Genomic DNA, 20,775 nt, shown 5'->3' with positions numbered 1-20,775 from the left:
TACCTGACCATGCACCTCATCGAACTCTATAAATCCGTACAGGGCGAATCCTCTTTCGCCGGTCTCCCCTGCATCTTCGTCCGTCTCGCCGGCTGCAATCTGCGCTGCGCGTGGTGCGACTCCGAGTACACCTTTACGGGTGGCAAGCCGTTTACTGCTGACGAGATCGTTCGAGAGATCGAGGCGCTTGCTCCGTGCCGCCTCGTCGAGTTCACCGGGGGCGAGCCGATGCTGCAGGCGCGGGAGCTTCTGCCGCTCATGGACCGACTGATCCACTCCGGGTACACGCTGATGATGGAGACCTCCGGAGAGCGCCCGCTTGAGGATGTGCCTGTCCCTGTCCACAAGATTGTCGATGTGAAGTGTCCCGGCGCCGGGTCCGCGGCGAACTCCTTTCGCATGTCGAATCTTGAAGCGCTCACGAAACGGGACGAGGTGAAGTTCGTCCTCAGCCATCGCGAAGACTACGAGTTCGCCAAGGCTTTCATCGTCGAGCATGATCTGAACCGGCGCGTGGGCAGCATCCTGCTCTCGCCTGCCTTCTCGAAGTCTCCCTCGCCGATCCGCACGACGGAGAATGCCACGCTCGATCCGCGCACCCTGGTGGAGTGGATGATGGAGGACGGCATCGACGCGCGGCTCTCGCTGCAGATCCATAAGTTCATCTGGGAGCCGCAGAAGAAGGGCGTCTAGAGCAGTTCTCCTGATGCCGTGGTTCTGATCCGCGGAGTCGAAGGTCGTTTTCCTCGGAGAAAACGACTTGAGCATCGCCGCTTGCTGCACCTCTTCAAGAGAACTGCTACAGCGCTACTCGCCGACGTAGGCGCGGGTCTTCCAACTGACAGCGCCGCCGCTGAGCTTGCGCCCGAGCGCGTACCACTGGATCGCCAGCAGGAGCAGAATTCCCAGCGGATGCAGAAGCGCGCCGCGCCAATCCTGGCGGAATCTACCGACGGCCAGGACGTGCGGGAGCCAGGCTCCAGCAACGCTGAGGACGATGCAGATCCCGACGCCCCAGCCTACCGATCCGAGTTGGAAGAGGAGCACGAAGGGCAGCACCTGTCCGAGCAGAAGGACGGCCGAGATTGGCGCGATGCGGATGGGGTCGGCGATGCCTTCGGTAGCGTTCTTCGCGAGGCCGCGCCATACCTGTGCGGCTGAGGTATACATGCGGCAGGTCGCCAGATCGGTGAGGTCGGCGAGGTCGGTCCTGTAGCCGTGGGCGCGGAAGAGGCGTGGCAGGAGGAGGCCATCGTGCATCGTGAGACGGATACCGGAGTGGCCGCCACAGGCGAAGTACGCGTCTCGGCGGACCATGAGGAACTGTCCGCAGCCAGCGGCGAAGGCGGGGTCGGTGCCGGCGCGCATTCTGCTGATAGGGAGAAAGCCGAGGAGTACGAAGTGGATCAGAGGAAGCAGCATCCACTCCATCCATGTCCCGGTGATCTGCCGGGGAAAGCCGCTGACGAGGGCGTTTCCGTTCGTGGAAAGGGAGCCGGCCATTCTGCGCAGCGCTTCGGGTTCGAGACGGACGTCGGCGTCGACGAAGCACATGGTGTCATGACGAGCGACGTTCGCGAGAGCCCAGCAGGCATGTTGCTTTCCGTTCCAACCGGCGGGCAGGATGGGCGCGTGCTCGAGCCGGACCCGGCTATCCTCAAACGCGAGCTGGGCGACGATTTCGGCTGTGCGATCGGTCGAGCCATCGTCCATCACGATGACTTCGAAGTCCACTCCGGTTGCCGCGAGCACTGATCGGACGGCTGCTTCGATCGACTTCTCCTCGTCCCTGGCTGGAATCAGCACGGAGATTCCGGGCAGAGACGCGTCGACGGTGCGCGGTGCGCGGTAGCGTCCGAGGTTGACGCAGAAGAGTGCCGCCGGCCCGAGCGCGCATACCATCGCCGAGACAGCCAGGACGCCGATCATCCCTGGCCGCCATCCCGTACGGTGGTGTGTTCCGGCTGGTACTCCTGCCTGGTCACGAATGCTTTGATCCTCTGGCCGAGGCCGTAGAAGCCGCCGGTGCCAACGGAGCCCTGGTGGAGCGTCGCAAACTGCTGCTCATCCCGCATGGTCGCGACCTGCTTCAGCTCGTCCATCGCGAGCAGAAGGGCGGCTTCAAACCTGCCTTCGACCGACGCGGCCGTATCGCCGCTTGCCACGCAAACCGGCGCTCCGAACTGCAGAAGGCACTCCGGCGTGCGCTCATCCCAGAAGGTGTACTCGATCGCCAGCGGCAGGACGGTACAGGTGCCATTTTCGTCTGCCGCTCGTGCCGCGAGCCCTGCGAGGCCGGGCTTGAAGGTGAGCGGGCGCACGCGCGTGTCGACGAACTTTCCCTGGGGCGTGATCCACATCACTCCGCCGGAGGATAACGCGGCGGCGCCCGTCCTGAGGAATTGCACAGCGCCTCGCGCCGACTCGAGTTCCACTCCGAAGATTCCGAGGTAGCTGAGAATTTTGTAGCGTTTGAGTGCGCGCGCGTCCATCGGAGCGTAGTGCCTGCGTTGCGGCATCATCCGGGCGGCGAGCAGGATGAGCACCATCGGATCCCACCACGAGCTATGGTTCGCATAGACGATCAGGGGTCCGGTGGTGGCGGTGAACTGGTCCGCGCCGCGCACGCGTACGCCGTGAAAGTTCCGCCGAAAATAGCCCCGCACGATCCTCCGGAAGAAGCCCAGGACGGGCGTCGAAATGGTGGGAACACCGAGCGGGGGAGTCATACGAGTGTCCCAAGCCTAACGCAAACGGCTCAGGCGGTCACACCCCGCGCGTCCTGGTCGAGGGAGTCGGCCGCGATCCAGCCCGACATCATCACCATCGGCATGCCTGGGCCCGGGTGCGCCGCGCCGCCGGCGAGATACATTCCGTCGAGTTCCTTTGAACGGTTTGCCGGCTTGAATGCGCCGTTGAAGACACCGTGGCTCGAGATTCCGTAGATCGCGCCGTTGAGGACGCGATAGCGGTCGTGGATGTCCTGGGGGGTGAGGGCGGCCTCGAAGACGATGCGGTCCTCAATGTCGGTGAGGCCAGCGGTGCGCTTGAGCTTGTCGAGAATCACCTGGCGATAGGCTGGGAACATCTTCTTCCAGTCGTGGTGAGGGCGCAGGTAGGGCGTGTGGACGAGGACGTAGAGGGCTTCGCCGCCTTCAGGCGCGGACGCGGGATCGGTCGCCGCGGTGGCCGCCAGGTAGCAGGTCGGGTCGGGGGCCGGCTCGCCCTTGTCGTAGATGGCGTGGAACTCTTCGTGCGGGTCGCGCGAGAAGACGAAGTCGTGGTGGGCGAGGTGTTCGTACCGTTTGTTCAAGCCGAGGTAGAGTACGACGCCGGAGCAGGCAGGCTCGTAGCCGCGCTTCTCGTCGAAGTGGCGCGCAGTCGGGCCGCCGATGAGTTCGCGGTAGGTTCGCACCGCGTCGGAGTTCGAGACGACGGAATCGAAGGTATATACCTCTCCACGAGTCGTTCGCAGGCCGCTGACGCGCTTACCCGCGGATGCGCCATGAGCGGGTGCATCCGTCAGGATCTGGGCGACGTCGGTTTCGGTGTGGAAGACGACACCAAGCTCCAAGGCGAGCTCGATCAGAGCTTCTGGGATGGCGCGGGTTCCGCCCATCGGATACCAGATACCCTCTTCCATCTGCATGTGGCCAATCGCGCAGAGGATGGCTGGCGACGCGTCCGGCGAGGAGCCGACGTATTGCACGAAGTGGTCGAGCATCTGGGCGACGTTCGCATCGGGGATGTTCTCCCGGATCATGCCCGCGACGGTTTTGCCAAGACGCATGCGCATGACGTCGCGCAGCACGCGGATGTCGAACGCGCCTTTGACGTCCATGGTGTCGCGCATGGATCCGATGGATCGCCAGAAGAAGAAACGATCCGAGATGGAGTGCAACTGCTCGGACTGCTCGAGGAACTTCAGGTAGCCGGCGCCCATCTTCGGCCAGATGGCTTCAAGCGAGGCGGCCATCTCCTTCGGGTCGTCTTTCAGGTCGAGGATGCTTTTGTCTTCGAAGAAGCAGCGCCACTGGGGATCGAGGCGCACCATCGTGACATAGTCTTCGAGCTTCTTGCCGGCTTCGGCGAAGATCTTCCGCAGAACGGAAGGCTGGATCAGGATAGTCGGGCCCATATCGAAGCGGAAACCCTTCTCCACAAGCTGCGCCGCCTTCCCGCCAAGCCACGGGTTCTTCTCGAATACTTCGACTTTGTGCCCGCGTGCCGCGAGCGTACATGCCGCCGCGAGTCCTGCCAGCCCCGATCCAATTACCGCAACCTTACTCACGCCGTTACTCCCCGTCATGCTGCTCCCGCTTCTTTGGCTTCATGGTGCCGGCTACCTGAACCATCTGCTTGAACCCGCGCCAGCGTTGCCGCCACGTTCCTGCATGTCCCGCCAGGATCAGGCCATCGAACAGGCGGGTGTGCGACTCACCGGTCTCCTCGTACTGCCTCTGGCCGTCGCCTCTGCGGGCGATGACGTTTCGGATTGCCGTCATCTCGAGCAGGCCTTCCGCGCCTCGGGTTACGCCGAAGCCGCTCGCCCTGCGGCCCCCGAATGGCAGCCTCGGGTCGGCTGTCGGCACGATCACGTCGTTGATCACGACTGTTCCGACCGCGATGTCGCGTGCTAGACGCCGCGCTTTTTGCTCGTCGCCGAAGATCGAGACCGTAAGGGCGAGCGGGCAGAGGCGTTCGGCGGCTGCAACGTCTTCGTCGTCGGTCACGTCGATCACGCTCAAGACCGGGGCAAAGATATCGGTCTGCGCGATCCTCATCGAAGGCCTCGCGTTCACGAGCAAGATGGGCTTCTGCTCGCGGCTTAGTTCGCCAAGCAACGTCGCCCCCTGTGTGCGCGCCTCGGTGGTCAACTCTCGCAACTGCGTCGCGGCCGCATCCGAAAGCCTGACTGGATCGACCGTAGCGAGCGCGTCCTGGAGCCTGCGAACAAGAGCGTCGCGGCGAGCCTTCGTATCGCCCATCACGAGGATGCGGCGCGGCGCCATGCAGGTCGCGGAGCCGTTCAGGCGCGTCCCGAAGACGACTGCTGCCGTGACCCGTGCAAGGTCCGAGCCAGGCATCACGATCACTGACGAGCAGCCCGACAGCTCCATCACGCTCGGCGTTCCTGCATCGGCGAGTTGCCGCATGACGGCTCGCCCTGCCGATGCCGAACCGGTGAAGAATACCTTGTCCGCGCCAGCCGCGACGACCGCGCGGCCAGTTTCTAACGAATCGTCCGTGACACGAAGAAGCTCCGGAGGCAGACCTGCTTCGGCCATCTCCAATTCGAACAGGCGGGCAACCTCGGCACCGCCGCGTCCAGGCTTCCAGCACACGGCATTTCCGGCGGCGAGCGCTTGCAGGACCTGTACGCCGGGTAGAAACAGCGGATAGTTCGAAGGTCCGATGACGAGCACACAGCCAAGCGGGACGCGCTGCACCTCGCTGTGCACACCTCCGAGCCAGAAAGGTCGTCCCCACGCGCCGAGTTGTCGACCGGCAAGGATCCTAGCGGCGTTTTTTTCCAGGTGCTCGCACGCTGCGAGCAAGGGCAGGATCTCCGAGACGCGCACGTCGGCAGGTGTGCGATGCTCCGCGGTAATCGCTTTTACAATCGCGTCCGCACGGTGCGACATGCCGTGTCGAAAGGCCTTGAGGATACGTACCCGAGCGGTGATGGGTTGTTCGGCCCAGGCGCGCTGCACCTTCGTCGCCCATCCCGGGGCGGTTGTTACGAGCCTCGGACCGTTGTCTTGCAGGACGGGCAAGGTCACGAGATCGCCCCGACAAGTTCATCCTGCGAGAGGACCGATCCCGCGCCAGCGTTCGTGGTCCAGTGTGGCTCCATCTTGAGATCCTCGAGCAGAAGCCGCGACGTGATGCGTGCGGACTCGAAGATGACCGGTAGACCACTTCCCGGATGCGTGCCGCCGCCGACGAGATACATCTTCCCGACATCCTCGAAGCGGTTGTGGGGACGAAGATGCAGCATCTGGTCGAGCGAGTGCGCCATCGAGAAGGTCGCCCCTTTGTAAAGATCGAAGTCATCCGCCCAGCCGGTGGGCGTCAGGATCTTTTCCGTGCGGATCCTTCGTTCGACATCGTGCAGACCAATCTTCTCCATCTGCTTGAGCGCAAGCTGCCGATACCGTGGAGCTTCTTTGGTCCAGTCAACCTTGCCAGCCTCATGCGTCACGGGAAGAAGAACGTACAGTGTGCTCTGTCCATCAGGAGCGAGCGAGCGGTCTGTTACACATGCGTTCTGCACATAAAACGATGGGTCGTCCGAAAGCTGATGAACTTCCTCGATATCTTTCAGGTTCTGCTTATAGTCCCTGGCGAGGAAGATCGTGTGGTGCGATACATCGTCATAGCGGCCATCGATTCCGAGATACATCATGAACGTCGAGCAGGAGAAGCGCTTCTTTGCCAACCGCTCATCGGTCCACTTGTTGCGTGCCTGGTTGGGAACCATGCGCCGCATCGCGCCAGCGAAGTCCGCGTTCACCACGACGGCGTCCGCCGCGAGCGTGCGGTTCGCGGTCTTCACGCCGACAGCCTTGCCTTTTTCGATCAGCACCTTATCGACCGGTTCATCGAGCAGAATCTCGACGCCAAGCTCTGTTGCAATCCGCGCCATCGCGCGTGTGACCGCACCACATCCGCCCGTCGGATGAAAGACTCCGTGCTCATACTCGAGGAACGAAAGGATCGAGAACAGGCTGGGACAGCGGAATGGGGACATGCCGAGGTACTTCGATTGGAAGCTGAATCCGAGACGGATTCGCTCATCCTTGAAGTGGACCTGCAGATCCGAATCGAGCGAACGCCATGGAGCGAGCAGGGGAAGGAGCTTCATCATGCTCGGCTTCATGAGGTCACGCCAGCTCTCGAATGGTGCTTGCAAAAAGGGAAGGAACTTGTCGAGCTTCACCCGGTTGTGAGTGATGAATTTGTGAAAGCGCGCTGCGTCTTCCGGCGAGATGTTCGCAATCGCCTTCTCCATGCGTTCAACGTTCGGCGTCGCCAGCAACTCGCCGCCCGCGCCGAAGACGAGACGGTACTGCGGATCGAGTCGGGTCATGGGGACTTCGCGGTCGAGGTCGTAGCCTGCGGAGGCGAAGATCTCCTTCAGCACGCGTGGATAGAGGAAAAAGGTAGGACCGATGTCGAACTTGAATCCGTCCTGCTCGAGCGTCGAGGTGCGTCCGCCCACCTCGCCGCGTTTCTCGACGATCGTTACCTTGACGCCAGACTTTGCCAGCAGCAATGCGGCTGCCAGTCCCCCTGGTCCTGCTCCGACGATCACTGCGTTACGGGTCTGCTTCATCGATTCTGTTCAACCTCTGCCTGCCGTACGAGCCCTCTTGTCGCTCGATTATAGAGAGCGGCAAATGCCCGTCCGCGTACTATCCGAAGCCCGTTGAGCCGCGTCAAGAATCCCGCATCGCATCTTTATGTCACTGCAATGCAGTTTGGGCGGCTTAGGAAGCGAGTGCAAGCACTGCAACGATTTCGTGAGTAACAGTGAAAGTATCACAACAAAAAAGCGGGGCGAGGGATGACTTCCCACGTCCCGCCTGCCTCGTATCCGTACGCTTCTTTTATCGAGCTTCCGCCATCAACCCTTCAACCTGCACGCCCTGGACAAACGCTGGTGGCGCGGCTCCCGCAATCTTTCGGAACAAGTTGAGAGCCTGAGCGACGACCTGGTCCATGTTGTAGTACTTGTAGGAGGCCAGACGTCCGACGAAGTGAACATCGTTCGCCCTCTCGGCAAGCTCCTTGTACTTTGCGTAGATCGCCGCGTTCTCCGGCCGCGGAATCGGGTAGTAGGGATCGCCTTCGGCCTTCGGATACTCGAAGACCACGCTTGTCTTCGGTGCAATCTGCCCGGTCAGGTACTTGAACTCGGTCACCCGCGTGAAGGCGTGATCGTTGGGATAGTTCACGACCGCGGCCGCCTGATACTTCTCCTGATCGTATGTCTCGTGCTTGAACTCGAGCGAACGATAGGGAAGGGGACCGAACCGGTAGTCGAAGAATTCATCGACCGGGCCGGTGAAGATCGTTTTTACCCCGGGATAGGCTGCGGCAACCTCGGCATAGTTCACCCCGGTGCGAATGGTGATCTTAGGGTGGTCGAGCATCTTCTCGAACATGCGCGTGTAGCCAAGACTTGGCATGGCCTGGAAGGTATCGGTGAAGTAGCGGTTGTCGCGATCGAAGCGTACCGGGATGCGTCCGGCGACCGATGCGTCGAGCTCCGATGGGTCGAGACCCCACTGCTTGCGTGTGTAGTTCTGGAAGAACTTCTCGTAGAGCTCACGGCCGACGCGGCTGACACAAATGTCTTCGGACGTCCGGATGCTCGACGGGGTCACCGTCCTGCGGGCAAGAAAATCCTGCATGCCCGTGGCGTCGAGGTCCAACCCATACAGCCCGTTGATCGTATCGAGGTTGATGGGAATGGGAAGGAGTTTGCCGTCCACACTGGCGAGGACGCGATGCTCGTACTGCCGCCAGTCCGTAAAGCGCGACAGGTACTGAACGACCTCGTTGCTATTGGTATGGAAGATATGCGGACCGTACTTGTGGACGAGGATTCCAGCCGCGTCGTGGTAGTCGAACGTATTGCCGCCGACGTGATCCCGCTTATCGATGATGAGGACGCGCTTGCCCATCACGGATGCGAGACGTTCCGCGAGCACTGCCCCAGCGAAGCCCGCGCCGACAACGAGGTAGTCGAACCGCTCGCGCCGGACGGGGCGCACTTTTACCTTGGTCTCCGCAAGGCGGAAGCCTACGGTCGCAAGCGCCCTGTCCTTCAGCGAGACTGAGCGTGTTCGCGCCTTGTCGATCAGCGCGCTCATGCTGGCGTAGGTCTTGTCCCACGATCCTCCGGCGAGCTTTGCCTCTACCGCTTCTTTCCAGCCGGGAGCCTGCGGTTCGAGCGCTCGATCGAGCGCGGCGGCGAACTCCTCCGGAGTGCCGGCGATTGCGACCAGCCCCTCATCCCCATAGCCGCGAATGACATCCCGGATGGGCGTCGAGACGACCGGCTTGCCTGCGGCCAGGTACTCCGGCGTCTTGGTCGGGCTGATGAACTTCGTGGAATCATTGAGCGCGAAGGGCAGAAGCGCCACGTCCCAGCCGCCGAGATAGTGCGGAAGCTCCGTGTAACTCTTCGGTCCGAGGTAGTGAACATTCGGTGCCTGCGGAAGGATGGCTGGATCGATCTTCACGACAGGACCAAGAAACACGAACTGGATCTGGGGGCGAATCCGCGCCACCTCGGTCATGAGCTCCACATCGAAGCGTTCGTCCAGCACACCGAAGAAGCCCGCTCGCGGATGAGCGATGTCTACCTGGTCCGCAGGGTCCTCAACGATATCGTTCGCGGCGGCGAAGTGCGGGACGTCGATCGAACTCGGAAAGGGGTGCACATTGCCATGCTGCTTCCTCTTCGCTTCAAACAGGCTCATCCCGCCAGTGAAGACGACATCGGCCGAGTCGAACAACTCCTGTTCACGCTCCCGAAGCTGAGGCGGAGCGCCGAGGAAGCCGGTCAACTCGTCCATGCAGTCGTAGACCGTGGCCTCGGCCCTCAGGTCGGAGCTGAAGCCAAGCGCCATCGGGGTGTAGTACCAGCGAACGAAGTGCTTTACCTTCCACTCGTTCATAAATTGGGTCAGCAACGCATGCTGCATCGCGTCGGCATCGCCTTCGCGAGGAAGATGGGGGCGCAGTATCCAGAGCCGCTCGCCCTCTTGCATCGTCTCCAGCCAACCATCGCCCTCGCCATCCCAGTAAGGTTCTTCCCAGAAGAACACGCGCCGGTCCTGCGCGAATCTTGACAACAAATGCTGCGGACGCTGGGTGACGAAGTGCCAGCGCAGATGGCTGAAGCACATCAGGTCGTACGGGACGGCGGCATTCATTTTGGTTTCTTCCGAGCAGGGTAGATCGTGACCATCAGCCTGTGTGGTGTGCAAGAATGCCCTCTATATTCGTTCGGTGTGCGTGCAGAAGAAGAACTCTTCTCCGTAGTCAGATGTCGAATGGAAGCAGTACGTTGGGTGGGGCTCTTGATGGCCTCAAAATCCAGATACGAATAACTTGAGGCGAGCTCCGTGCATCCAACGCGAGAGTGCAGGCGACCCCTGCCGGGGCATCTGTTAGGCTGCCTTCGGAGCACGATCCGATCGAACCAACTATGAGCAACCATATCAGCAGCAAGCCCCACGAACGTCTGAAGATCTTCGTTCTCTCTCCCCATCGCGACGATGCGGCCTTCTCGCTTTCGCTTTCGATCGGTGCCTGGCTGCGCGACGGGCACTCCGTCACCATCGTGAATGTGTTCACTCGGAGCCTTTACGCGCCTTATTCCGACGCCGACTCGGTTCACGAGAACGATCGCCTCTCCTATGTGTCGGCTATGCGAAAGAAGGAAGACGAAGACTTCCTCAAGCACATTCCCGGCGCGACGATGATCGACCTGAACATCAAGGACGCTCCGCTGCGGCTGCACTGCTCGTCCGACATCGTCTGCGATATGCCCGTCGATCCAAAGGATGGAGCCTTCGCCAAGATCCATAAGGCGCTCGCGAGGCACACAAGTGTTCCCGGTGCAGCGCTCGTTCTGCCGCTTGCGCTCGGCCATCATGTGGATCATCGCGTGGCGCGCGACGCATCGCTGCCTCTGTCGGCGGATCTGCCCTGTGCATTCTACGAGGATCTTCCATACGCAACTCGTGACGGCGTCTCGATCGACCTGCAGCGCTTCCGCGAAGATGTGGACGCGAAGTACCACGAGCATCTCCATCCGGTCGTCTGCTATCACTCGAGTTCGATCGCCTGGAAGCGCACGGTAGCCCTCGGCTACACCTCGCAGATCCGCGAGGACATCGCCGACCTCGTCAGTGACTTTGCCCATCGCTACCACGGCAACGAGCGCATCTGGGCGAACGACGCCTTTATCAAGTTAGCCAAGGCAGATCATCTTGGCAGAGTCGACAAGCATCCCGAGTCGTTGCCCGCATAAGCTCATGGACCAAGCCTTCCAGCCGTATCCGCCGCTGATCGATGGACGTCCGCACCGGAACTGCCGGGCGGTCGTCATCATTCCCGCGCGCAACGAGGAGCATACCCTTCCTGCGGGTTTGGAGGCGCTCCGGCTGCAGTGCGATCCGATGGATCGGCCGATTCCTCACGACATCTACGAGGTCGTTCTGCTTCTGAACAACTGCACGGATGCCTCACCCGAAGTGGCTCGGCGATACCAGCAGGAGCACCCCGGCTTTCACCTGCATATCGCGGAGCGCACGCTTCCCCCGGAGGCCGCGCACGTTGGCACCGCCCGCCGTCTTCTGATGGATACGGCCTTTCAAAGGCTTCAAGCGGGTCCACATGTTCACACGGCCATTCTCTCGACCGACGCGGACACGACGGTCTCCCGGGACTGGGTCTACCGCAACCTGCGCGCGATCGAAGACGGTGCCGAAGCGGTCGGCGGGGTGATCCACCTGAAGCCTGAAGATGTCGACTTTCTCGACGCCGGGACGCTCCGGGCCTATCGCAACGATCGGCTGTACCAGCAGCATGTGGCTCGGCTTGAGAGCCTGCTCGATCCAGACCCGGACGATCCGTGGCCACGGCACCTCGAACACTTCGGGGCATCGCTGGCCTGCACACCAGCCGCATATCGCCGCGCCGGAGGGTTGCCGCCTGTCAAACCACTGGAAGACGTGGCGTTCGTCGACGCCTTACGCCGTGTCGATGCGCGTCTTCGCCACGCTCCCGAGGTCTCAATCCATACCTCCGCTCGTCTCGACGGCCGCGCGGAGGTCGGGCTATCCGGCCAGCTTCGTCATTGGCAGGAGGACTCGGCTGCTGGTCGAGCGCACCTCGTGCAGAGCGCCGAGAGCCTTGCCCACCGCTTCTCGAGCCTTGCACGTCTGCGCCGTCTCTGGAAGTTGGAAGAATTACCTGAACTTGCCCAGCTTCCAGAGTCGTGGCGCGAGCCCTTGGCCGACTCCCACCCACGCCGTCTGTCTCAAGCGGCGTTCCTTGCTTCCATCGACTGCAACCGGTTGATCAGCGAGACGTTTCACGGCAAAGGTGAGGGCGAGATCGCGCAGGTTATCGCCGATCTCGCGCAGCGCATCGACAGCCTGATTTCTACTTCTTCTCCAGCACATCCAGGCGAAAGCGTTCCTGCCGCAGCGACCGAACCACTCGCCATTCCGGCCGGCTGATCCAGTAGTCGTGGACCGCGTCGCCGGTCAGCGGATAATCCCGGACCTGCGGTGTCCAGTGAACTAACACGAGGTGCGCTCCGGGTCTCTGCATCGGCGCAACCCGGTCCGCCGCTCGTTCCAGGTCGGCCATGTGCCAGTAGTAGGCCACCTCGGAGATCACGATCAGGTCGAACATTCCCTCGGGTACCTGCTGGGGGAAGTGCATCTTCCGGACCTCCACGTCCGGAAGTCTGATGAGCCTCTTGCGCGCCTGACCGAGCGCCCGATCCGAGACATCGAGAGCGAGGAGGGAACCGCACCGCTCCGCAAGCTGCTCGGTCAACACTCCGATAGAGCAGCCGACCTCGAGCCCCCTGTGATACCGGTTGCGGGGAAGGCTTTCAAGTGTCGCCTCGTACTTTCCTGCCTCGTAGCTGCTCGTTTCAAAGTCCCATGGATCGGGATTCCGCTCGTACACCCCCCGGAAGTACTCCGGAGTGAGCGAAGCGCCGCGTGGACCGTCGTTCCAGAATCCGTTTGCGACGCCATCGCCTTTCCAAAGCGAAGCCTTGCCGACATCCGCGAGCGTCTGGTCCGGCGCGGGCTGACGCAGGTACATCGTCAGGTCACGGATCACTCGCTCAAACCGCGCAGGTTGCAAAAGCCCATGGGCTCCGACGCCCGCCGTCACAAGCTGCATCATCTGGGTGCAGATCCTTTCGATGGCCAGCCGAGTCATGTTCGCGCATTCGACCATCCGCCAGGTTCTCGGCTCATCCTCGCGAAACAGGCACTCCTCCGCAACCGTTCCAGCCTTCTCGATCCAAAGCGCCGTCTGCTGCGAGAGCATGGCGACCTCGCCAAGCCGCGCCACCTGGTACGGATCCTCGCCACGCCGCGTGGTTCGCAGCCAGTCGGCGAAGAGTGCATGAAGCCGCATCGCCGCTCCCGCCTGCACTGCGGCGAACCGGATCGCGCCACCGCGGAAGAGCGGGTCCTTATAAAAGTCGCCGGGTCGGCCGATTAAGTCCTCCGCTTCAATCCGTTCGCCGGTGAAGTCGATCCCGAAGCTCTCCGACGACTCCATTCCGAGCGGATGCCAGAACGACCGGTCGATCTTCACGTCCATTGCCTCCATCCGGGGCATGGTCATCTGCCAGCCGTGTCCGGGGAGGTCCGCCGTCACGATCGGCCGCCGCACAAAGGCCGCTCCGGTCGCGAAGGTCTTCATGCCCTGGTAGCGAAAGACTCCGTCTCCTTCCGGGTCGATCCGCATCAGTTCTTTCGCGCCGGTGTTCCAAACCCCCGAAAGCATCCCGCGCCGGCAATCTTCCGCCAGCCGCTTTATCTGCTCCGGCGATCCGTAACGAATCACCATCAGCAGCCCGTTCACGTGGCCTTCGTAGAGCCGTCCGAGAGCAAGATCGCCCCCGCCGACCGTTGCCAGCACACGAAGCAGCATCCCCTGGCTCCCGGGCTCGACTCCAAGTGCGAGACCGCCCTCGCTTCGCGGAAGAGGCGCGGTCAGCAACCCAAGCTCTCCAAGCCGCTCGACCTCGCGCAGCGGAGCCGCCTGCAGACCAAGATTCGGCCTCCTCGCCAACTCATCCGCGAACTCCTGCGTCCTCTCCAGCAGAGCGCCTGCACTGTCCCGGTCGCTTTCCGTACCCTGGTCGACTGCCCCTGTCGTTCCGTTCGTTGTCTCGTCCAGTGCCCATTCCGCCATGCTGGTTTAGCCCTCCGCGTGCCGATCTCTACAAAGCATTTCGATACAAGCGCGCCGTACCGGTCAGCCTGAGTGGCTGCGGCGCGCAATCGCCTTTACCTGCCGGATGGTCTTCGTCCCGGCAGCGAGTGGCTGAAATTGGGTTCGATCTGCGGCGGATGCGTCCAGAGCACGGAGGCTCCATCGCGCCGGTAGTTCTTTTGATGCAGATTGTGGATAAGATCGCGACTCGGCCGCATTGGCGCTGAATGCAGGAGACTTAGCGCGTGGGCTGCAACTCTCCGATGCGATCCTGGGCGACCGGTGCCCGCAACTCCGCGTGCATCGCCGCCGCGCGCATACCGGCTTCCTGCACGGCGATCTCCTCGGCGAGATCCTCCCGCAGCGTGCGCTCGCGCCAGTCGTCATCGATGGCGATCAACCCGCAGTGGCAGTGCCGCTCATCGTCCCATCCCGGATAGTCCATCACGGGGTAGAGACAGATCCCCTCCATCGGGACACCATCGCGCATGGCCTGACGTACCTCGGCCGAGACGTACCCAAGCCAGCCGGCGCCCGCTCCCGCCTCCGCTCCCGTCTCTGTGATCAGAATTGGCCGACCGTATCGTTCCCAGAGCTCCCGCAACATGACGTGCAGCGGCTTGTGGTACGGGTTGCCGAGCGTTGCCTTTTCCCCGCCGTGCACCCACTGGTTATTCCAGTAGAAGTTCACGCCGATGATGTCGAGCATCTCCTGCGAGCCGCCAAGCTCCTCCGCCCGGTCACCCCGGATCATGTCCCATGCCTCGAACTGCGACGCCGTATGCCGCGCGGCATCTGGGATCGCAATCGGATCGTCGCGGTCGGCGACGATGTTAATAATGGGCTCGGCCTGCACGAACCGCGCGCGTGGATCGACCGCCTTGACGGCCCGCATTCCGGCGAGCGAAGCCCGCACAAGCTGGCGCTTCAACTCGTCTCCATGGCCTGTCCGATGCGGATGAAACGTCTCGACATCCCCTCCGACCCAGGCCCAGAAAGAGATCTCGTTGACCGCGCAGTAGAAGGGAACCGCGTCGCTTCTCTCGCGAATCACGCGTGCCGCCGCACCCGCGTACGCCGCGAACCGCTCGACGAACCCGTCGGAGAAGATATCGATATCCGCCGGAACGCCCCAGTGGCAGAGATCCCAGATGACCTGCACGCCAGCCGACTGACTCGCCTCGAGCATCGGCAGAAAGCTCGACCAGTCATAGACGCCGGGTCCCTGCTCGATCATGTGCCAGCGCAGCCCATCCCGTACGGTCCTAACGCCTGCGTCGCGGAGCAGGCGGTAGTCCTTCGCCGCCTCGACATCGTGGCGCGTCGTCGCGATCACGTCAATCTGCTTACGGTCTCGCCGCTTGTGGGTCGCGCACTCAAACCCACCCATATAAAAGCTCTCGAACAATCCTGCCATCGTCTGTCGCCCTCGGGTATGTCCCGCATCTCGTTCGCGTGGTCTTTCTACTGCGATGCACCCCCCTCGGTTCGAGTTGGGCCAACCAGCCCGGCAGCCAAAGGTATCCGCCCGGCTACCTCCCAGATCCCTTTACGACCGCATAGACGCTGCTACCATACGACCAAGCGAATGCATCGCGAAAGCGGACCGGCGGCTCTCCCCAGAACACCAAAGCCCCGTTCCCCTCAACGCAAACGACCGGAAATCACCGATCCCCGCACCACCCCTGCCTCTCTCCTCTCCGCATTCGTCCGACGCAGCAACCTTGCCAGGGGAGCGCCCTTGAACAATCGCACTCTCGAAATCGGATCCGGGTTAGAGTCGCTTCTTGGGCCCTCGTTTTCGAACACCTTCGTGAACACGGGACCGTGGCTGATCATCGTAGGCGTCCTCCTCGGCGTCGTCTTCCTCGCGGTATGCGTCGTGATCTATCTCCAGAGACCGAACGCGGAAGATAAGGAAGCCCGTCCCACCCTCACGATCAAGGTGCGCGGCCCTGCATCCAACCTCGTTCGTCCCCGCCGGCCAGGCAGCACCTTCAATCCAGTCCCACCCGCACCGGCCGTCCCAACCCGCGCCCGATGGGAGGCGTTGGACACCCCGTTGCCGCAGGCGGATAGCGAACCCATCCTCGAAGCGGAATCGGTAGAAATCGTAGAAGTAGCAAGAGACCCGGTCGTCTCACCGGACCCTCCTATCGCCGAACTACCGCCCAGCCCAGCTTCCATCGAGTCCGAGACTCCTCGCCAGCCGCTCATTCCCATAGCTCCACTTGTACTAAGCGCATCAGTTCCAAGCGGCTTGCTCTTCGAGAGCGTGCAAAGCACAACGACTCCGCGATCACTGGCCTTCGGTCATCAGGCAACGACCCTGAACCCACCCAGGCTCCCGCGCATCGCGGCTCCGCCGCCACCAGTGATTCTTCCCACTTCCGAACCGGAGCCGGAGCCGGAACTCATCCTGGCACCCTCCCCAGAGCCGCCCGTCTTAGAGATCGAGCCGGATCAACTCCATTCGCCCGATCCCGAGCCCCTGCCGGAACCGATCGGCCCCGTTCCGCCCGAAATGCTCCCGCTTGCGGTGGAACTTCGCACCGAGCCGCTGCCCCCACCCCGTCCGCCCATCCCCGAGATCCGCACCGAACCCCTGCCGCCAGCACCGGGAGAGATTCTCGAGGCCGAACCGCTCTCCGATGAGGTAGACGTCGCGGACGAGCCAGCCGAAGCCACTCCAGCGGAACCACCCAAGGTCGACCCCTTCTTCCTTCACCCATCTCCAGCCGTTCCCATCGGAGAAGACCTGCCCTCCCGGCTCACACCCTTCCAGCGCATGAAGCGCCGCCGCGCCGTTCCCACCCTGGACAAGAACGGTCGCGCCACCTATATCACCTACACCTTCGATCCCGACGCCGACTCAAGCTCAGACGAGAAGTCAGGCGTCTAGCAGAGAGCGCAAACGAAAAGGGGGAGAGCCCGCCGGCTATCCGGCGAACTCTCCCCATCCTTGCTTCCCGCAACCTAGAGCATCTTCCGAACCATTCCGCGCACAATCTCCGTCACTACGCCGTAGACGAGATGCGAGCTCATCTCGCTCGTCTTCTCCTGCGCCGTCTGGTCTTCGGGAGCGGCCCCCAGCCCCATCGCGGGCAGTGCTCCGCCATGCGTGAGAGCGGCCAGGGTCAAGCCGAAACTTGCACCCTCCTTCGAGCTTGCCGCCGGATAGTACTCGACCAAGCCGCCGTAGGCCGCGCCGGCCATCGCACCGAAGGCCCAGTGAATCGCTTCCGCTCCGATTTCCTTTGTCTCGTCCGATGCCTCGCCGTCCGTCGCCTTTTCGATGACGACCTCGGACGGCTCCGGCTCGCCGTGAACGCGAGGTGGGTAGATCTTCTCCGCGACAGTCTTCGCCGCCGCCCCTGCCAACCCGCCAATAAGGCCGGCGAACAAACCCTTCAACAGTGACCGTGTTTCTGTAGGCTTCTCGACTGCTACTTCACTCATGCTTCGCTCCGTTCGATCGCTTCTCAGCCGTACGATGCGCCCTCGCGTCCCGAGGGTGTCCTACCGGAGCCCAGCGCCGCCTTCATTCCATTCGTAGACCACCACGCCCAGGTCGTTGAGGACCTGCATGGCCGACTCCATGTTCCGTCTCACCTGAGGGCGAGCGCTTGCGGGGGTGTTGTTCGCCTCTTCGAGCGCAACGACGCGCCCATACGGCCACGCACTCGAAGGAACCGCATTCAGCGCGGTCGGAAGATCGCTCACCCGGACATTCAGATCCTGCCGCCGCGCGCCAACCGGTCGAAGGAGCGTTCCCTGTCCCAGGTCGCTTGTGTTCGCATCCGCCAGGAGAACGTGGAGCGTCACCATATCTCCCTGCACGGTCAGGTACGGGTTCTCCCAGCTTGCGAGACTGTGAATGGCCATGTAGCGGTTCTTCGATGGAGGCGGAATCAGCTCCATCTGCTGGCGCCCCACCTCGATCAGGCTCGCCTCGTGAGCCGACACCGTTCCCGATCCCGCTGGTGCCGAACCCGCATGACACCCCGAGAGCGCAACCGGAAGCATCATCGAGGCGGCGATCAGGCGAAGCGTGGAGACAATGGAAGAAGGGCGAGGAGAAAAGGTGCGCACAAACCAAGCATATCAAGGCAGAACCTGCATAAAGATGCGTGAAATCGTATTTCCTTGACTGCCGCAACTGAACCTGTGATCTTTGGTGCAAACCGAAGGTTTCTCTACAAACGCGCACCTTGCGCCTATGCTGTATGCAGCGGCATTCGTCGCGTTCCAGGGCCCAAAAGGAAATATGAGCGTAGCAGAGGCAAATAGCGTAGACACCGGTCTCGAGGTCATCGACCTCCGGGACGATGCCGAGTTCGCGGCACGGCGTCTCCACCCACGCAACGCCGCGGTCCAGCTTGAGGGCATGCAGCGTCTTGCCCGCGCCTTTGTCGAAAGCCCGGACACCATCCTCCAGGAACTGGTCAACGCAGCCGTCGACCTATGCGGCGCGGACTCGAGCGGCATCAGCATGGAGCAGGAAGTCAGGACAGACGAAAACTTCTACCACTGGGTGGCAACGGCAGGAGAGTATGCCGGATTCCTCCACGCAACCCTTCCGCGCAGTCCAAGCGCATGCGGTGTCTGTCTCGAGCGCGGACGGCCGCAGCTCTTCCGCGTCACGAAGCGCTTCTTCGACATCATGGGGATTGAAGCTCCGGTCGTCACCGACGGCATCCTGCTTCCATGGCAGGTCGACGAAACCCGTGGAACCATCTGGATCATGGCCCATGGCAGGGAAGAGGCGTTCGATCCGGACGACCTTCGCATGATGCAGATGCTGGCCGACTTCGCCGCCATGTCCGTCCGCCATCAGCGCCAGCACCAGACGCTGATGAAGCAGGCCAAGGCCGCCGCAGCGGCGGATATGGCGAACGACCTGGCCCACCAGATCAACAACCCGCTCCAGAGCCTCACCAACATTCTCTATCTCGCGGAAGCGGGCCAGATGGGCGGAGACGCCAGGGAACTTGCGGTCGAGCTATCCGAACACCTGCAGCGCCTGTCCGTCCTCGCCGGAAGGCTGCTCTCCCTTCCGGCGGCGCTCAACAAGGCGACGGCGACAGCCGGTCGACTGCCGCACTGATCCGCAGCCTTACTGCAGCAGGTCGACCAGATCCGCGATGAAGTAGGTCAGCGGGTCGTAGACCACGACATAACCGTCGAAGTAGCCGACCTGGTATCCAGGGGGAGGCGGTGGAATCTGTCCATACAAGCTTGGCGGAACCGCCGTGATGTAGCCGATGTCGCCATACGGGAAGTAGCCGCCAACCGTGAAGACAGGCCTGCGCGACCGGTTGATATACCGAAGACGCGAGAGATAGTACCGGTGGAAGAGGCTGCGATCATTCGGCCGGAACTGGTACGAAGGCCTCTGTTGCGGCGGCCTGCCCCACTGCGGGGGACGTCCGCCACCCGGCCGTCCAACGGCCGGTCTGCCTGGCCCCGGATTCGGCCGCCCGGCGCCGGGGTTCGGTCTGCCGCCGCCACCCGGTGACGGCCTCGGAGGCTGAACCTGCGGTCCACCCGGCTTTCCAGGAGATGGCCTGTTGCCACCTCCATTACCCGGTTGCGGCCTATTGCCACCGCCGCCGTTTCCCGGCTGCGGCCTGTTTCCGCCGTTCTGTCCACCCGGCGAGGGACGTCCACCCTGTCCACCACTCGGAGGCGGTCCGCCCGGACGCGCCGACCGATCCTGCGGAGCCTGGGCTCCTGCTGAAAGCGTAGCCGCCAGGCTCGAAACCAGCAAAGCCTGGGAAAAGCGAAGAAGCGAAATCCTCATCGATAAACCCTCACGGTACGCCGACGTGGTCAGCCTACCCCGCCCCAACCCGAACCGCAAGGCCACGCCCTAAGTGCTTTGCCACTGTGGCTGCCGTTCCCACCCTTTTGTTGTCATCCCGAGGGGAATCTGCGTTGGCCGTTGCCTGTCTCGAAGCCGGCCTCACTTCCCGGCCCAGACCGCCTTCCGCTTTTCCAGAAACGCCCCCGCGCCCTCCGTCTTATCGTCCGATCCGCAAAGCCGTCCGAAGATCTCCGCCTCGACTACCATCGCATCGTCCAGCCCAAGGCCCGCTCCTCGCCGCACCGCTTCAAGTACGCCCCGCACAGCCAGCGGAGCCGCTCCGGCGATCGCCGCCCCAAACTCCTCCCCTCGCGTCATCAGGCGTTCCGGGGCAACCACTTCGTCCACCAGCCCGAGCCGCAACGCCTCCGCCGCTCCCACCATCTCGCCCGTGAGCATGATCTTCAAAGCCGCCGAAGTCCCGACGAGGCGAGGAAGCCGCTGCGACCCGCCATACCCGGGAATCACGCCAAGCTTAATCTCCGGTTGCCCGAGCTTCGCCGTCTCGCTCGCCACCCTCATCGTGCATGCCATTGCGAGCTCGCATCCGCCGCCGAGCGCGAACCCGTTGATCAACGCGATCACCGGCTTGCCGCACGTCTCGATCTGCCGAAACACGCCCTGCCCCCTCCGCGCCATCAGCTCGCCCGTCTTCGCATCGGTCGCGCGAAGCTCGTTGATATCCGCCCCTGCAGCGAATGCCTTCTCGCCTGAGCCGGTCAGCAGAACGACACGGACTGCATCGTCCGCCGCGAGCTCGAAAAACACGCGCTCCAGCTCATCGAACACAGCAGCGTTCAACGCGTGCAGCACCTTCGGACGATTCAGCGTGACTGTAGCCACTCCGGCGTTTACCGCAACCAGCAACGTCTCGTATCCCAACTCCCCCACCTCCGGACAACTCTCCCGAACGA

At 62.6% G+C, this 20,775-nt stretch carries 17 protein-coding genes; 5 read left to right on the top strand and 12 right to left on the bottom strand.

Going from position 1 to position 20,775, the window contains the following annotated elements; translation table 11 throughout:
- Positions 1–9 precede the first annotated feature (9 nt).
- A complete protein-coding gene (locus tag GRAN_RS00375; protein ID WP_128911061.1) occupies positions 10–693 on the top strand; it encodes a 7-carboxy-7-deazaguanine synthase QueE in 684 nt (227 codons plus the stop codon).
- Positions 694–807: 114 nt separating this feature from the next.
- Here GRAN_RS00375 and GRAN_RS00370 read toward each other — a convergent pair whose 3' ends face one another.
- The 6 genes from GRAN_RS00370 to glf all read right to left on the bottom strand — a co-directional run bounded on the left by GRAN_RS00370 (position 808) and on the right by glf (position 9,950).
- Positions 808–1,929 carry a glycosyltransferase family 2 protein gene (locus GRAN_RS00370; protein WP_241654245.1) on the bottom strand — a complete coding sequence of 374 codons (1,122 nt, stop codon included), beginning with the start codon at positions 1,927–1,929 and terminating at the stop codon, positions 808–810.
- On the bottom strand, positions 1,926–2,729 hold the full coding sequence (locus tag GRAN_RS00365) for a lysophospholipid acyltransferase family protein (RefSeq protein ID WP_128911060.1): 804 nt from the start codon (positions 2,727–2,729) through the stop codon (positions 1,926–1,928). Before GRAN_RS00365 ends, GRAN_RS00370 begins: the two co-directional genes overlap by 4 nt.
- 29 nt (positions 2,730–2,758) lie before the next feature.
- Positions 2,759–4,309, bottom strand: coding sequence for a phytoene desaturase family protein (locus GRAN_RS00360; protein WP_128911059.1), 1,551 nt, complete (start codon positions 4,307–4,309; stop codon positions 2,759–2,761).
- Positions 4,296–5,783, bottom strand: coding sequence for an aldehyde dehydrogenase family protein (locus GRAN_RS00355; protein WP_128911058.1), 1,488 nt, complete (start codon positions 5,781–5,783; stop codon positions 4,296–4,298). Before GRAN_RS00355 ends, GRAN_RS00360 begins: the two co-directional genes overlap by 14 nt.
- A complete protein-coding gene (crtI, locus tag GRAN_RS00350) occupies positions 5,780–7,339 on the bottom strand; it encodes a phytoene desaturase family protein (RefSeq protein WP_128911057.1) in 1,560 nt (519 codons plus the stop codon). The genes GRAN_RS00355 and crtI overlap by 4 nt, the downstream gene beginning before the upstream one ends.
- 274 nt (positions 7,340–7,613) lie before the next feature.
- Positions 7,614–9,950, bottom strand: a complete 2,337-nt coding sequence (gene glf / locus GRAN_RS00345; protein WP_128911056.1) for a UDP-galactopyranose mutase — start codon at positions 9,948–9,950, stop codon at positions 7,614–7,616.
- Positions 9,951–10,225: 275 nt separating this feature from the next.
- On the opposite strand from glf, the gene GRAN_RS00340 reads away from it, so the two are divergent.
- Together GRAN_RS00340 and GRAN_RS00335 are read left to right on the top strand one after the other, a co-directional pair.
- Entirely contained in the window at positions 10,226–11,053 is an 828-nt protein-coding gene (locus tag GRAN_RS00340; RefSeq protein WP_128911055.1) for a PIG-L family deacetylase, read from the top strand.
- Between the two features lie 4 nt (positions 11,054–11,057).
- A complete protein-coding gene (locus tag GRAN_RS00335; RefSeq protein ID WP_128911054.1) occupies positions 11,058–12,266 on the top strand; it encodes a glycosyltransferase family 2 protein in 1,209 nt (402 codons plus the stop codon).
- On the opposite strand, the gene GRAN_RS00330 is transcribed toward GRAN_RS00335, so the two are convergent.
- Complete coding sequence (locus tag GRAN_RS00330) at positions 12,190–13,974, bottom strand: SAM-dependent methyltransferase (protein WP_128911053.1); 1,785 nt, start codon at positions 13,972–13,974, stop codon at positions 12,190–12,192. The two genes, GRAN_RS00335 and GRAN_RS00330, sit on opposite strands and share 77 nt — an antisense overlap.
- 259 nt (positions 13,975–14,233) lie before the next feature.
- Complete coding sequence (locus GRAN_RS00325; RefSeq protein ID WP_206662686.1) at positions 14,234–15,412, bottom strand: beta-glucosidase; 1,179 nt, start codon at positions 15,410–15,412, stop codon at positions 14,234–14,236.
- Positions 15,413–15,736: 324 nt separating this feature from the next.
- Between GRAN_RS00325 and GRAN_RS00320 the strand changes: the two genes are divergently transcribed.
- Entirely contained in the window at positions 15,737–16,897 is a 1,161-nt protein-coding gene (locus tag GRAN_RS00320; RefSeq protein WP_128911052.1) for a hypothetical protein, read from the top strand.
- A gap of 74 nt (positions 16,898–16,971) precedes the next feature.
- Here the strand turns inward: GRAN_RS00320 and GRAN_RS00315 are convergent, their stop codons facing one another.
- Positions 16,972–17,454: a DUF1440 domain-containing protein gene (locus tag GRAN_RS00315; protein ID WP_128911051.1), complete on the bottom strand. Its 483-nt coding sequence runs from the start codon at positions 17,452–17,454 to the stop codon at positions 16,972–16,974.
- Positions 17,455–17,514: 60 nt separating this feature from the next.
- Entirely contained in the window at positions 17,515–18,087 is a 573-nt protein-coding gene (locus GRAN_RS00310; RefSeq protein WP_241654244.1) for a hypothetical protein, read from the bottom strand.
- A gap of 175 nt (positions 18,088–18,262) precedes the next feature.
- Here GRAN_RS00310 and GRAN_RS00305 point away from each other — a divergent pair, with 175 nt between their 5' ends.
- Complete coding sequence (locus GRAN_RS00305; RefSeq protein ID WP_128911050.1) at positions 18,263–19,102, top strand: GAF domain-containing protein; 840 nt, start codon at positions 18,263–18,265, stop codon at positions 19,100–19,102.
- Positions 19,103–19,111: 9 nt separating this feature from the next.
- Here the strand turns inward: GRAN_RS00305 and GRAN_RS25335 are convergent, their stop codons facing one another.
- A complete protein-coding gene (locus tag GRAN_RS25335) occupies positions 19,112–19,798 on the bottom strand; it encodes a hypothetical protein (protein WP_161570786.1) in 687 nt (228 codons plus the stop codon).
- Positions 19,799–19,960: 162 nt separating this feature from the next.
- Positions 19,961–20,752 (bottom strand): enoyl-CoA hydratase/isomerase family protein, encoded by a 792-nt coding sequence (locus tag GRAN_RS00295; protein WP_128911049.1) that lies wholly within the window; start codon positions 20,750–20,752, stop codon positions 19,961–19,963.
- Positions 20,753–20,775: the final 23 nt, after the last annotated feature.

Origin of the sequence: Granulicella sibirica (assembly GCF_004115155.1) — a bacterium.
Classification (GTDB): Bacteria; Acidobacteriota; Terriglobia; order Terriglobales; family Acidobacteriaceae; genus Edaphobacter; species Edaphobacter sibiricus.
This window is presented reverse-complemented; position numbering and strand designations above follow the sequence as displayed.